Genomic DNA, 14,559 nt, shown 5'->3' with positions numbered 1-14,559 from the left:
TTTCGAGTGCTACCTTTCAAAGGTTGCAAAGGTTCGCCTGCAAACTATATGCTATTAAAAACATATATACAAGATAATTTTTAACAAGGAAGCAGTATGTTTTCGTTTGATTTCACGACCTCGCGGCATGCGCCATCGATGTCGTTCACAGGAGTCTCTGTATGAGCACTGAACACACATTCGATGTGGCGGCGATTGAGTTCATCATCGCCCAACGTAAAACGATGCCTGGCGCATTGCTGCCGATTCTGCATGATATCCAAAGTGCAGTCGGTTTCATTCCGCCTAGCATGGTGCCCGCGATTGCCGACGGTCTGAATCTGTCCCGTGCTGAAGTGCATGGTGTGATCACATACTATCATTTCTTCCGCCAGCATCCAGCCGGTAAGCACGTCGTGCAAATCTGCCGCGCCGAGGCTTGTCAGGCTCGCGGCTGCGAATCACTGGTTGATCACGCCAAAGAATTGCTCGGTTGCGATTTCCACGAAATCACCGACGACGGCAAATTCTCGCTGGAAGTCGTTTATTGCCTCGGCCAATGTGCCAGTGGCCCTGCGATTCAGATCGATGACGATCTGTACGCACGCGTATCGAACGAAAAATTCAACCGCTTGATTCAAGCGAAGCGAGGTGTGCAATGACCGTAACTATCTTCGTCCCGCGCGATTCAACCGCGCTGGCACTGGGCGCCAATGAAACGGCTGCAGCCATCGCCAAAGAAGCAAAAGCACGCGGCATAGACATCAAATTGGTGCGCAACGGTTCGCGCGGCATGTTCTGGCTTGAGCCACTGGTAGAAGTCGCAACTGACGCTGGCCGTATCGCGTTTGGTCCTATCGAAGAGCACGAAGTTGCCGGTTTGTTCGACGCAGGCTTCACTACAGGTGGTAAACACCCAAAAGCACTGGGTTTGACCGAAGAAATTCCTTACCTGAAAAAACAAGAGCGCCTGCAATTCGTACGCGTCGGTATTACCGATCCAGTTTCTTTGGATGACTACTTGGCGCATGAAGGCTACGTTGGCTTGAAAAAAGCCATCGCCATGGAGCCGGCTGCGATTGTTCAGGAAGTCACCGATTCCGGCCTGCGCGGTCGCGGCGGCGCAGCTTTCCCAACCGGCATCAAGTGGAAAACCGTGCTCGGCGCTGAAGCCGATCAAAAGTACATCGCTTGCAACGCCGATGAAGGCGACTCCGGTACTTTCTCCGATCGCATGGTGATGGAAGACGATCCATTCATGCTGATCGAAGGCATGACCATTGCTGGCTTGGCTGTCAAAGCAACCGAAGGCTATATATATGTGCGTTCCGAGTATCCGCACTCGATCGCCAACCTGAACGAAGCGATTGTTGCTGCGAACAAAGCGGGCTACCTCGGTGAAAACATTCTGGGCTCCGGCCGCACCTTCAACCTGCAAGTACGCAAAGCTGCTGGCGCTTACGTTTGCGGCGAAGAAACCGCGATGCTGGAAAGTATCGAAGGCAAGCGTGGTTTGGTGCGTGCCAAACCACCACTGCCGGCGCTGCAAGGTTTGTTCGGCAAGCCAACCGTTATCAACAACGTTATTTCCTTGTCCGCCGTGCCATTGATCTTGTCGCGTGGCGCAACCTTCTACAAAGACTTCGGTATGGGCCGTTCGCGCGGCACCTTGCCTATGCAATTGGCCGGCAATCTGAAATACGGCGGCCTGGTAGAAAAAGCATTCGGCGTTACCTTGCGCGAATTGTTGTATGACTTTGGCGGCGGTTCGGAGTCGGGTCGTCCGATCCGCGCCGTGCAAGTTGGTGGCCCACTCGGCGCCTACATGCCGGAATCGCTGTTCGATACACCCTTCGACTATGAAGCTTTTGCCGCCGTCGCATCGACCGTCGGTCACGGCGGCCTGGTGGCTTTCGACGATACCGTCGACATGGCCAAACAGGCGCGTTATGCAATGCATTTTTGCGCAGTCGAATCATGCGGCAAATGCACACCGTGCCGGATCGGCTCGACACGTGGTGTGGAAGTAATGGACAAAATCATCGCTAATCAGAATCGGCCTCAGCAAATTCACCTGCTGCGCGACTTGTGCGATGTGATGGTGACGGGATCGCTATGTGCGATGGGCAATATGACACCGTTCCCGGTGTTGTCTGCCCTGAATCACTTCCCTGAAGATTTTGGCGATCAAAAAGCATTAGCCAACGCAGCTTAAACCTGCTGCACAAGTCAAGAAACTGGAGCGAAACATGAATCAATTAAATGGTATCGATTACGGCACGCCGAAAAGCAAGTCCGAGAACCTGATAACACTGGAAATCGATGGCGTAGAAATCACCGTGCCACAAGGCACATCCGTCATGCGTGCAGCGGCAGAAGTCGGCATCAACGTGCCGAAACTGTGCGCTACTGACAGCCTGGAAGCATTCGGCTCATGCCGTCTGTGTCTGGTTGAAATCGAAGGTCGCCGCGGCTACCCTGCATCGTGCACCACGCCGGCTGAAGCTGGCATGAAGATCAAAACACAAACGCCTAAGCTGGCTGACATTCGCCGTGGCGTGATGGAGTTGTACATCTCCGATCACCCACTGGACTGCCTGACCTGCCCAACCAACGGAAATTGCGAACTGCAAGACATGGCTGGTGTCGTCGGTCTGCGCGATGTACGTTACGGCTACGATGGCGAAAACCATCTGAAGCTGGAAAAAGACGAATCGAATCCTTACTTCACTTACGATGCATCGAAATGTATCGTCTGCAACCGCTGCGTACGCGCTTGCGAAGAAACTCAAGGTACTTTCGCGCTGACCATCGATGGTCGCGGTTTTGCCTCGCGCGTATCGGCCAGTCAAAACGAAGACTTCATCGAATCAGAATGCGTATCTTGTGGTGCTTGCGTTGACGCATGCCCAACAGCGACCTTGACTGAAAAAACCGTCATCATGATGGGCCAGGGCGAACACAGCAAAGTCACCACTTGCGCATACTGCGGCGTTGGTTGCTCGTTCAAAGCCGAAATGAAGGGCAATGAAGTGGTCCGCATGGTGCCAAATCCGGACGGCAAAGCCAACCAAGGCCACGCTTGCGTCAAGGGTCGTTTTGCATGGGGTTATGCAACGCATAAAGACCGCATGTTGAAACCGATGATCCGCAGCAAAATCACCGACCCATGGAAAGAAGTGTCATGGGAAGAAGCGATCAACTACACCGCGTCAGAATTCAAACGCATCCAGGCTAAATACGGCAAGGACTCGATCGGCGGCTTGGTATCGTCACGTTGCACCAATGAAGAAGGCTACCTGGTTCAAAAACTGGTGCGCGCTGCATTCGGTAACAACAACGTTGATACCTGCGCCCGCGTTTGTCACTCGCCTACCGGCTACGGCTTGAAAGTAACGCTGGGTGAATCGGCGGGTACGCAAACCTTTGAATCGGTCATGAAATCCGATGTCATCGTTGTGATCGGTGCCAACCCGGCGAATGCACATCCGGTGTTCGCTTCGCAAATGAAACGTCGTATTCGCCAAGGCGCGAAACTGATCGTTGTCGATCCACGCACAACAGAAATGGTTAAATCACCGCACGTACAAGCGGACTACCATTTGAAATTGATGCCGGGTACCAACGTTGCGATCGTCAATGCATTGGCATACGTCATCCTGACCGAAAAACTGCACAAGCCAGCATTCATCGCCGAACGTTGTGAAGTTGATTCGTTCAAGGAATGGGAACACTTCATCTGCCAAGAAGAAAATTCTCCTGAAGCCGTGGAAAAAATCAGCGGTGTACCAGCTGAAGAAATCCGCGCTGCTGCACGCATGTATGCAAACGCTAAAAACGGCGCGATCTATTACGGTCTCGGCGTCACCGAACATGCACAAGGTTCGACCACGGTGATCGGTATCGCCAATCTGGCGATGGCAACCGGCAACATCGGTCGCGAAGGCGTCGGCGTCAATCCGCTGCGCGGTCAAAACAACGTGCAGGGTTCATGCGATATGGGTTCCTTCCCGCACGAACTGCCAGGCTATCGTCATGTTTCGGATTCCACTACCCGTGCTGAATTCGAAGCTGCATGGAATTGCGTGCTCGATCCAGAACCAGGCCTGCGTATTCCAAACATGTTTGACGCGGCAATGGATGGCACCTTCATGGGCCTGTATTGCCAGGGTGAAGACATTGTTCAATCCGATCCGGATACACAACACGTTACTGGCGCGCTGGAAAAAATGGAATGTATCGTTGTACAAGATATCTTCCTGAACGAAACCGCAAAATACGCGCACGTGTTCTTGCCGGGTTCGTCCTTCCTGGAAAAAGACGGTACCTTCACCAATGCAGAACGTCGCATCTCGCGCGTACGCAAAGTGATGCCGCCAAAAGCCGGCAAAGGCGATTGGGAAGTGACCTGCATGTTGTCGAACGCATTGGGTTATCCAATGAGCTACAAACATCCACGCGAAATCATGGATGAAATCGCTTCCCTGACGCCTACCTTCACCGGTGTGAGCTTCAAGCGTATCGACGAGCTCGGCGGCAGTATCCAATGGCCATGCAACGATGCGGCGCCAGAAGGTACGCCAACCATGCACATTGGCGAATTCGTACGCGGCAAAGGTAAATTCATTGATACCAAGTACTTCGGTGCCGGCGAAAAAGTCACCAAAAAGTATCCATTGATTTTGACTACCGGTCGTATTTTGTCGCAATACAACGTGGGTGCTCAAACTCGCCGTACTCACAACAATATGTGGCACAGCGAAGATCGTCTGGAAATCCATCCACAAGATGCGCTGGATCGTGGCATCAAGCAAAACGATTGGGTCGGTATTCAATCGCGTGCTGGTGAGACGGTATTGCGTGCTGATATTACGGAAAATATTCAGCCAGGCGTGGTCTACACCACGTTCCACTTCCCGGAATCGGGCGCGAACGTGATTACGACCAGTTCATCGGATTGGGCAACTAACTGTCCTGAGTACAAGGTAACGGCTGTGCAAATCATGCCGGTTAGCCAGCCTTCCGAATGGCAGCGTACTTACAACCGCTTCAACACGCAGCAAGAAAGCTTTGCTACTGACCAGATGATTCCAAAAGAATCTGCGGTCGCGAAGTAAGAGCAGCAAGACGTAGATGAACGGCATCTCCGACGAAGAGCGCACCGCGCTGGTCCGGGTCTCAGTAGAAAAATGGGACGCGGATCGGCGTGAGCTCTGCGAGGATGATGTCGCGGAAGAAGTACCGATCGCGCTGGAATATAACGGCATCTCGCATGCGGTGATGCTGGCCTCACCTTACGATCTGGAAGATTTTGCGCTCGGCTTTTCATTGAGCGAAGGCATCTTGAAAGATCGTTCAGAGTTGTACGAGTGTGAAATCGTACCCGGCGCGCAAGGTATACAGGTACAGATGCAAATCGCAACGGAACGCTTCGTGACGTTGAAAGACAAGCGTCGCAACCTGACCGGCCGTACCGGTTGTGGATTGTGTGGTGCAGAAACCTTGGCGCAGGCAGTTCGCCGGCCGGACGCTGTGACAGGCAGTACAGCGTTTTCTGCCACGCAGATTTATGCCGGCATGAAGGCGATGCAAGGCAAGCAGCGTTTGCAGCGTTATACCGGTGCGACACACGCAGCGGCATGGATGAATGCGGATGGGTCGGTTGATCTGGTACGTGAAGATATTGGCCGTCACAATGCACTCGATAAATTGATCGGTGCAATGGCAGACGAGAAGCGCGATTTTACTAACGGTGCTGCGCTGATTACCAGTCGTGCCAGTTATGAAATGGTGCAGAAGTCGGCAACGATGGGAATGGGTTTTCTGGCGGCTATTTCAGCGCCTACCAGTCTTGCGATTCAATTGGCCGAAGAGGCTAACGTCACGTTGGTCGGATTTGTACGCAGCAACAGTCATGTCGTATACGCACAATCACATCGATTGATGCGCGATAAAACCAAGTAAAAGGAAGAAGTATGAGTCACAGTACCGTAGATCATTTAGTCACGATGGCAAACCAGATCGGTGACTTCTTTGAAACCATGACCGATAGAGATCAATCGCTGAAAGATATCAGTGGTCATTTGAAACGTTCGTGGGCGCCGCCTATGCGTCGCAAATTGCTCGAACATATCGATCACGGCGGCACAGGCTTGAAAGACATAGTGCTGCAAGCCGTACAGACCAATAAAATTATTTAAGCTTTGCGCATGGGTTGATGCAATAGTTCAACCCGATTAACATGGCTGCGCACCGTCAAGGTTCGCAGCCATTTTTATTAGTTCTTCAGGAGGAATCATGTCACGTCGTTCACTTTTGCGTTTTGCTTCGGTCGCTTTGGCCGCCGCACTGGTTACACCATTCGGCTTTGCTCAGCAGATCATCAAGTTGTCGACTACCACCAGCACTGAAAGCTCGGGCCTGCTGCCATACATCCTGCCTGACTTTGAAGCCAAGACCAATTCCAAGGTTCACGTGATCTCGGTAGGTACCGGCAAGGCATTAGAGCTGGCGAAGAATGGCGACGTCGATGTCACGCTGGTGCACGCACGTACACTGGAAGACAAGTTTGTCGCAGAAGGTCATGGCGTTGATAGGCGCGACGTGATGTATAACGATTTCATCATTGTTGGCCCGACCAGCGATCCAGCTCATATCAAAGGCAGTACAGACGTACTCGCTGCAATGAAGAAAATCGTCGATAGCAAAGCCAAGTTTATTTCGCGTGGCGACAATTCCGGTACCGATGTCATGGAGAAAAAATACTGGAAAGAAGTCGGTTCACAACCGGAAGGTAGCGCGTATGTATCCGCCGGTTTGGGTATGGGCGAAGTCTTGACGATGGCTGCCGAGTTGCAGGCCTACACCTTGAGTGATCGCGCAACCTACGGTGCATACCGTGCTAAAACCGGTTTGGTGATTGCAGTGCAAGGCGACAAGAAAATGTTCAACCCGTACGGCGTGATCGCAACCAATCCTGCCAAGTATCCAAGCATCAACTACAAAGGCGCGAAGCAGTTCATCGATTACCTGACTTCGCCTGAAGGTCAAAAGAAAATCGCTTCTTACAAAATCGAAGGCGAACAATTGTTCTTCCCTTCAGCAAAGTAAGCTTTTTGCGTTTGATCTATAGATAGCACGGCGGTAGTTCGTAAGGCAGAGAGTCAAACCGCTAGATGGTTTGAATGAAGTTAAAAAGCCTGACCATGAAAAATCTCATGGTCAGGCTTTTTGCATTTATGGGATGGTTAATTATTTCTCTCCCCCGATAAAGCCCGGTCAAATTGTCGCTATCGACAGTCAAATTGTCTCTCTCGCATATCCCCGAAATACGCAAAGCCTTTAAAAATCAGTTGCTTAGCGACTCTGTTTTGCATGGCATGTCGATTGCGTAGTGATCTCCACTGACAGAAATGTTTGTCACAAGTGATGCGTATCAAAGTATGCGCATCGCAAATAAAACGTCGCGGCACAAAGATGCCGTGCAGAGTTCAAAGGAGATTCACATGCTCGATTTTTTAGCGAGAGAGAAAAGCGTCGCCGGTCCGGGTTTCAATCGCTGGATGGTGCCGCCGGCAGCACTGGCAGTTCATTTATGTATAGGACAGGCGTATGCCTTCAGCGTATTCAATGGCCCGCTTTCCAAAATAATCGGTATCGACAGTTCCGCACCGGATGACTGGAAGCTCACAACACTGGGTTGGATATTCAGTATTGCGATTGTCTTTCTCGGTTTGGCTGCTGCTTTCGGTGGCAAGTGGCTGGAAAAAGTCGGTCCGCGTCTGACCATGTTTGTGGCGGCGTGCTGTTTCGGCGGCGGCTTCATGGTGTCGGCACTCGGGGTGCATCTGCATCAAATCTGGCTGGTCTATCTAGGCTACGGCGTACTTGGCGGAATAGGATTGGGACTTGGCTATGTGTCGCCGGTTTCGACGCTGATCAAATGGTTTCCCGATCGACGTGGCATGGCGACCGGCATGGCGATCATGGGCTTTGGCGGCGGTGCAATGATAGGCGCGCCATTATCGGTCTTCTTGATGAGTTACTTCAAATCGCCGACTTCGGTTGGTGTGACGGAGACCTTCATCGTCATGGGTGGGCTGTATTTCATTTCAATGATGATAGGCGCGCTGTCGATTCGCATCCCTGCTCCAGACTGGAAACCTGAAGGCTGGACGCCGCCCGTGGTCGAAAACAAGATGATCACACGCAATCATGTGCACATCGACCAAGCCATGAAGACACCGCAGTTTTATCTGTTGTGGCTAGTGTTGTGCCTGAACGTGACGGCCGGCATCGGCGTGCTTGGACAGGCATCGGTAATGATTCAGGAAACCTTCAAAGGCGAGGTAACGGTAGCCGCTGCGGCTGGTTTTGTCGGTCTGATGAGCGTGTTCAATATGGGCGGTCGTTTTATCTGGTCGTCGATCTCGGATTATCTGGGACGTAAAAATACTTACTATGCCTTCTTCGTCCTCGGCGCGATTCTATATGCCTGCGTACCGTATGCCGGTCATGTAGGTAGCGTCGCGCTATTCGTCATGTGTTATTGCCTCATCGTCAGTATGTACGGCGGCAGTTTTGCCACTGTGCCGGTTTATCTGGCTGATCTGTTTGGCACTAAATTTGTCGGTGGTATACACGGTCGTTTGTTGACGGCATGGTCGGCGGCAGGTGTATTCGGTCCGGTGCTGGTTAATTACATACGCGAATACCAGGTCAATCATGGTGTGCCGAAGGGCCAGGCGTATGAGGTAACGATGTACATCATGGCGGGGTTGTTGATACTCGGCTTTATCTGCAATCTGTTCATCAAGCCGGTCGAGGCCAAGCATCATATGGCTGATGATTCTGCACGCGAGAGAGCGCCATTCGGCAGCGGCGCACTGCAACCATCCGGCGCAAATTGAACGCAGCATGAAGCAATAACAGGAGAATATTTATGTCTAGCCATCATTCAGAGATCAAGCCTAGTAGTCCGATTATCGTTGTTATCTTCTGGGCTTACGTCATCATTCCATTGGCATGGGGCGTGTCCTCAACCATGCAAAAAGCGATGGCATTGTTTCATTAAGTTTTTGCAGGAATGAAAAAAAGCGAGGCACTCATCGGCCTCGCTTTTTTGTTATTTCAACTACTATGCAGTTTGTTATGATCAAAGACGTATGTACAAAAAAGAATCGTGCATAGCCTGCAGTTATCCAACATAGAATCCGACATGACTGCTGCAAAACATATTCATACTGAAGACGAACCTTTTGTCGAAGCATTCGGCGGATGGCAGGAGCGTTCCATTCTCATCGTCGATGACGAACCCGGCATGCGCAGTTTTTTGCAGCGGACCCTGGTTGGTCGCTGTAGCCGTGTCGAAGCGGTTGAATCGGTGGAAGACGCCAGCGTACTACTGGGCTTGCGTCATTTTGATTTGATCATTCTGGATAATTCATTACCCGGCAAGGCCGGCGTCGATTGGTTGCAAGAGATACGCGAGTTGGGTTTGCATAACGACGTCGTGTTGATCACCGCCTTCGCCGACCTGGAAATAGCCATCCGCGCCTTGCGTGCAGGTGCTGCAGATTTCTTGTTGAAACCATTTCGCGTTAATCAAATTCTGAGCGCCATCGGTCGTTGCTTCGATCGCACGCATCTGCGCCGTGAGAATTTTGTTTTGCGGCGCGAACTGGATTATCACGTCGATCTGGGTGTCGATGGCCTGGTCGGCCAGTCGGAAGCTTTGCAGCCGATACGTGCTGCAATCAAGCGACTTGCCACCGTTCCCAGCACGGTCTTGATCACAGGTGAATCCGGTACCGGCAAGGAGATTGCGGCGCGCGCGATGCACTACTTGAGCAGTCGTTCCGGCAATCATTTCGTGCCGGTGAATTGCGGTGCGGTAGCGCCGGATATCATCGAGAGTGAATTATTTGGTCACGTCAAAGGCGCATTCAGCGGTGCTGCATCTTCGCGCGAAGGATTGTTTTTTTACGCACAGGGCGGCACGCTGTTCCTGGATGAAGTCGCCGAATTGCCACTGGCGTTACAGGTCAAATTGCTGCGTGTGCTGGAAGAAAGAAAGATCCGTCCGGTCGGAGCCGAGCGCGAAATCCCGGTTGACGTACGTGTTATCGCAGCGACCAATCGCAATGTGGAAGAAGCCGTGCGTGAAGGGCGCTTTCGACAGGATCTGTACTATCGCCTCAACGTTGTGCAACTGCACATGCCACCCTTGCGTAAGCGTATTGATGACGTTCCGGCTTTGGCATCATATTTTGTGCGGCAGTTATCGCAACAACTGGGCGTGCCACCACAAGAGCTGGACAGTACCCTGCTCGCTTCGATGACATCCTACAATTGGCCAGGCAATGTACGCGAATTGCGGAATGCCATCGAGCGTTGGTTGATACTGGGCAGCATTCCACATCTCGCACCTGCCAAGCCGTCTACGCAGAGCGATGCGCATAATGGCGACGAATCACTGGATGCAATCGAGAAGCAGCACATGCTTAAAATTCTCACAGAGACCGGTGGCAACAAGACAGAAGCTGCGCGTCGTCTGGGCGTGTCACGCAAGACACTTGAGCGCAAATGCGCCGAGTGGGGCGTATAGGAGCTTCAACCATGCGTGGATTTGTTCAGCGCGTGTTTGCGATGCGCTTCCTTGGCAATACCTCCGTGCGCACCAAGTTATTACTGGTGGCTTTGGTGCCCTTCCTCACGGTGTTGCCGATACTTTTTTCGCTGATTTCATATTGGGGCGTGGCTTATTACGATCGCCTGCTCACTTTCAAAGTCAGTAGCGATTTGACGGTGGCGCACGAATACTTCATACACGTACGTGAAAAAATCGGACTTGATATTGCCAGTCTTGGCGAGTCGCATCCGTTTGTGATGACGGTGCGTGATGGCGATCATGCGAGCTTGCAACGCATGCTCATGGAAAAGCATGAGGCATTGGAACTCGATTTTTTGAATTTGCTCGATACGAATGGACGTGTCATCGCATCGTCGAATCGTATGAATGGAGCGCTAGGTAACAGCCACGCGAACTGGCCGGTGGTACGCGCTTCGCTGGAAGGAACAAAAGCAACTGGCATCGATATCTATTCCGAAGATCAACTCAAGCAAATCAGCGACAAGGTTACGCGGCAAGCTTATCTGGAACTAGTCAATACCTCGAACGCCGCACCGACCGACAAGACTGCTGAGAGAAGCGGCATGATCATCCATTCCGCGACACCAGTGCGCAATGCAGATGGCAGTTTGCTGGGCGTGCTGGAAGGCGGCATGTTGTTGAATCAGAATCTGGGCTTTGTCGACACCATCAACAGTCTGGTCTATGCGGATGGTTCGCTGCCGGAAGGTAGTGCCGGCACCGCAACATTATTCATCGACGATGTACGCATCGCCACCAACGTACGCTTGTTTGGTAACAAGCGCGCCTTAGGTACGCGCGCATCACAAATTGTGCGTAATCATGTGCTGAATGATGGCAGGACGTGGCTGGACCGTGCCTTCGTCGTGCATGACTGGTATATCTCTGCTTATGAACCGATCAGCGACAGTTTTGGTAATCGCGTCGGCATGTTGTATGTCGGCTATCTGGAAAAACCATTCCGGAATGCCAAGGAAACCGCGATCGCCCTGCTTGCTACGCTGTTCACGTTGATCTGTATTGGCGGCGTGTATTTTTCTCTACGCGTTGCTCGTGATATTTACGGTCCATTGACGAGCATGAACCGCACGATGACGGCCGTCGAACAAGGCAATATGCATGCGCGCACAGGTGGCACGCAGACGCGTGACGAATTGGGTAGTCTATCGCACCATCTGGATGAATTGCTCGATACTGTGCAACAGCAAAACGAAGAGCTCAAGGCATGGGGCGACCAGCTCGATCGCAAAGTGGTGGAGCGCACGATAGAGCTGGAAAAAACCAACAAGTTATTAGTGCAGGCACAACAGCAATTGGTGTTGGCAGAAAAATTGGCCGCCATAGGCGAGATCACTGCCGGCGTCGCGCATGAGATTAATAATCCGATTGCGGTGTTGCAAGGCAATCTGGATGTATTGCGCGATGCGCTCGGTGCTGCCGCCAAGCCAGTGCAAGGCGAATTGCAATTGATGGATCAACAGATACATCGCATCAATACCATCGTCACCAAATTATTGCAGTTCGCCAGTCCAGGTGAGTTTGCCGGTTATGTTGAAACCATTTCCGTCAATGATGTCGTGACTGATTCACTGGTGCTGGTGCGTCACTTACTCAATCAAAGCAATATCGAAGTGGTGCATAACCGCTACGCGACGTTTGCAGTGCCGATCAATCGTGGCGAGTTGCAACAAGTGTTGATCAACCTTTTTACCAACGCCATCCACGCGATGAAAGACGGCGGCAAGCTCACGATAGAAACCTGCGACTGGCAAGATGAAAACGGTACACGCGGTATCACTATCGCGGTGAAGGATACCGGGATCGGCATCAAGCCAGAAGATATGGCGCGCGTATTTGATGCCTTCTTCACGACCAAGCGCCAAGGCGGCACTGGCCTTGGTTTATCCATCAGCTATACATTGGTCGCGCGTTATGGCGGCACCATTACAGTTAAAAGCGAACCTGGTGCAGGGACAGAATTCACCGTCAACTTGCTGGCGTGATGTCCACTTCCAGCGCCATCAATATTGCAGCGATCAGCAGATGCGCGTGACTTCTATTCATCATTTTTCTTTCGTCATTTGTCTTCGCGTTTTATCTTGACGCGATCTTGATGCCAGACCTGTCACTGTCTTGGTGAGCAGGTTCTTGAATAAAAATTCAGCGAAAATAAAACCCGCGCTATCGCTAGGCGGGCTTGGCAAGGGACAGAAAATTACTTCTTCTTTTCGACAGGATCAGTAGTCGAGTGATTGTTTGCCTGACCAGAAAGCGGCATGTCGGTTGATTCCTGCTGCTTGGTTAATTCTCTCGAATCAGTTTGTGCGGGGCCGCCGGCATTACCGCTACTGGATGTGCCGTACGGTGTGGTAGGCAATTTGGAATCCGATGGTGGCAGCGTACTTGTTGGTGCGGCAACGGAACCGCCCATGGTTGGTGCAGGCGGCGTCTCTGCCTTTTTACAACCGATCAACAGTATCGCGAGAAAAGCGGAAACAAGAATGGAACGGGTAAAAGGCATATGACCTCCTATGGTTAGTTGGCCAAGTCATTGTAGTGAGCGAATCGCCGGATAGTAAGGCTTATTTTGTGAAATGAACAAGAAAGATAAAGAAGATTCTATTTTGCAAAAGTTACACGGAAGATGCCCGTGCAATTTGCAAACTGCATAAGTTTTTAACGCTAAAACAGCTGCGCTTAACTTACACCGCAAATGAAATTCAGCGGGTGAGCTACTTGAAAAAGTTGATGACGATGAAGAACTTGCAACAATAGTGGTGACCGACCTGAATGTTCGATTCGCGCTATCCTGTTCAGCTAGTTCTCGCTTGTGCGCATGGTCGCCGAGACGGGATTGCAACCATTCATCGCTTACAGATTGCTGTTCATGAAATCCCTGAAAAATACACCGCTTTCCATTCTTGATTTATCGCCGATTCTGGTTGGCGGTACGCCAGCCGATGCATTTCATCGTTCACTGGATTTGGCGCAGCGCGCAGAAAAACTTGGCTACAACCGCTACTGGCTGGCCGAACATCACAGCATGCCGGGCATTGCCAGCGCCGCGACGTCGGTGGTGATAGCCTACGTTGCCGGCGGCACATCAAAGATCCGTGTTGGCTCAGGTGGCATCATGTTGCCGAACCATGCACCGCTGGTTATCGCGGAACAATTCGGTACGCTGGCTTCGCTGTATCCGGGACGTATCGATCTCGGCCTCGGTCGTGCGCCGGGATCGAATCAGGCAACTGCGCGTGCCTTGCGTCGCGATATCAGTGAAGATGGAAATGAATTCCCACGCCAGTTGAATGAGTTGCGCGCCTTCCTGCAACCAACTGATGGCGAAGCGCAGGTGCAGGCGATTCCCGGTGAAGGTCTGGATATTCCAATCTGGTTATTGGGATCCAGCAGTTACAGTGCGCAACTCGCTGGTCATCTCGGTTTGCCATTTGCATTTGCAGGGCAATTTTCACCCGATTACATGCTGACCGCGCTGAATTTGTATCGCGAAACCTTCCGTCCATCTGCAAACTTGGATAAACCGTATGCGATGGTGGGCGTTAACATCTTCGCGGCAGATAGCGATGAGGAAGCGCAGCGTCTGGCGACCTCGCAACAGCAAATGCATTTGGGGCTGGTGCGTGGCAAGCCGGGCAAATTGCCGCCACCGGTAGAGAACATGGATAGTTCATGGTTGCCGCATGAGCGTGTGTCGGTTGAGTCCATGTTGCGTGCTTCGATTATTGGCAATGCAGCGACAGTGAAAGAAAAGCTCAATCAATTTTTAGAGACTACGCAAGCCGATGAGATCATCATCAACACGATGGTGTTCGATCATGCAGCACGTGCACGCTCTTATGAAATCGTCGCCGATGTCTGGCAGTCATAAACTCGTGACCCTGTTCACATAACTATAACCAAGGCATCCG

Annotated in this window: 12 protein-coding genes; 11 read left to right on the top strand and 1 reads right to left on the bottom strand. The window is 51.7% G+C overall.

The window, feature by feature from the left end:
• Positions 1-161: 161 nt before the first annotated feature.
• From Hfont_RS01130 to Hfont_RS01085, 10 genes are all read left to right on the top strand, one after another.
• Positions 162-641 (top strand): formate dehydrogenase subunit gamma, encoded by a 480-nt coding sequence (locus Hfont_RS01130; RefSeq protein WP_112990421.1) that lies wholly within the window; start codon positions 162-164, stop codon positions 639-641.
• Complete coding sequence (locus Hfont_RS01125) at positions 638-2,194, top strand: formate dehydrogenase beta subunit (protein ID WP_112990420.1); 1,557 nt, start codon at positions 638-640, stop codon at positions 2,192-2,194. Before Hfont_RS01130 ends, Hfont_RS01125 begins: the two co-directional genes overlap by 4 nt.
• 34 nt (positions 2,195-2,228) lie before the next feature.
• Complete coding sequence (gene fdhF / locus Hfont_RS01120; RefSeq protein WP_112990419.1) at positions 2,229-5,096, top strand: formate dehydrogenase subunit alpha; 2,868 nt, start codon at positions 2,229-2,231, stop codon at positions 5,094-5,096.
• 16 nt (positions 5,097-5,112) lie between these two features.
• The gene (gene fdhD / locus Hfont_RS01115; RefSeq protein ID WP_112990418.1) at positions 5,113-5,943 is read left to right on the top strand and encodes a formate dehydrogenase accessory sulfurtransferase FdhD; all 831 of its coding nucleotides are present in this window, start codon (positions 5,113-5,115) and stop codon (positions 5,941-5,943) included.
• Between the two features lie 11 nt (positions 5,944-5,954).
• Complete coding sequence (locus Hfont_RS01110; RefSeq protein ID WP_112990417.1) at positions 5,955-6,179, top strand: formate dehydrogenase subunit delta; 225 nt, start codon at positions 5,955-5,957, stop codon at positions 6,177-6,179.
• A 97-nt stretch (positions 6,180-6,276) separates the two neighbouring features.
• Positions 6,277-7,089: an ABC transporter substrate-binding protein gene (locus Hfont_RS01105; RefSeq protein ID WP_112990416.1), complete on the top strand. Its 813-nt coding sequence runs from the start codon at positions 6,277-6,279 to the stop codon at positions 7,087-7,089.
• Between the two features lie 395 nt (positions 7,090-7,484).
• On the top strand, positions 7,485-8,888 hold the full coding sequence (locus Hfont_RS01100; RefSeq protein ID WP_112991634.1) for an L-lactate MFS transporter: 1,404 nt from the start codon (positions 7,485-7,487) through the stop codon (positions 8,886-8,888).
• A gap of 32 nt (positions 8,889-8,920) precedes the next feature.
• Positions 8,921-9,052: an MFS transporter small subunit gene (locus Hfont_RS01095; protein WP_112990415.1), complete on the top strand. Its 132-nt coding sequence runs from the start codon at positions 8,921-8,923 to the stop codon at positions 9,050-9,052.
• 144 nt (positions 9,053-9,196) lie between these two features.
• The gene (locus tag Hfont_RS01090) at positions 9,197-10,585 is read left to right on the top strand and encodes a sigma-54-dependent transcriptional regulator (RefSeq protein ID WP_112990414.1); all 1,389 of its coding nucleotides are present in this window, start codon (positions 9,197-9,199) and stop codon (positions 10,583-10,585) included.
• A gap of 11 nt (positions 10,586-10,596) precedes the next feature.
• Positions 10,597-12,633 carry a sensor histidine kinase gene (locus tag Hfont_RS01085; protein ID WP_112990413.1) on the top strand — a complete coding sequence of 679 codons (2,037 nt, stop codon included), beginning with the start codon at positions 10,597-10,599 and terminating at the stop codon, positions 12,631-12,633.
• A gap of 212 nt (positions 12,634-12,845) precedes the next feature.
• Here Hfont_RS01085 and Hfont_RS01080 read toward each other — a convergent pair whose 3' ends face one another.
• Positions 12,846-13,151, bottom strand: a complete 306-nt coding sequence (locus Hfont_RS01080) for a hypothetical protein (RefSeq protein WP_112990412.1) — start codon at positions 13,149-13,151, stop codon at positions 12,846-12,848.
• A gap of 366 nt (positions 13,152-13,517) precedes the next feature.
• On the opposite strand from Hfont_RS01080, the gene Hfont_RS01075 reads away from it, so the two are divergent.
• Positions 13,518-14,519 carry an LLM class flavin-dependent oxidoreductase gene (locus tag Hfont_RS01075; protein ID WP_112991633.1) on the top strand — a complete coding sequence of 334 codons (1,002 nt, stop codon included), beginning with the start codon at positions 13,518-13,520 and terminating at the stop codon, positions 14,517-14,519.
• Positions 14,520-14,559: the final 40 nt, after the last annotated feature.

Source organism: Herminiimonas fonticola (assembly GCF_003293745.1).
In the GTDB taxonomy this organism is placed as follows: domain Bacteria; phylum Pseudomonadota; class Gammaproteobacteria; order Burkholderiales; family Burkholderiaceae_D; genus Oxalicibacterium; species Oxalicibacterium fonticola.
The sequence above is the reverse complement of the archived record's forward strand: the minus strand, read 5'-3'. Positions and strand labels throughout refer to the sequence as shown.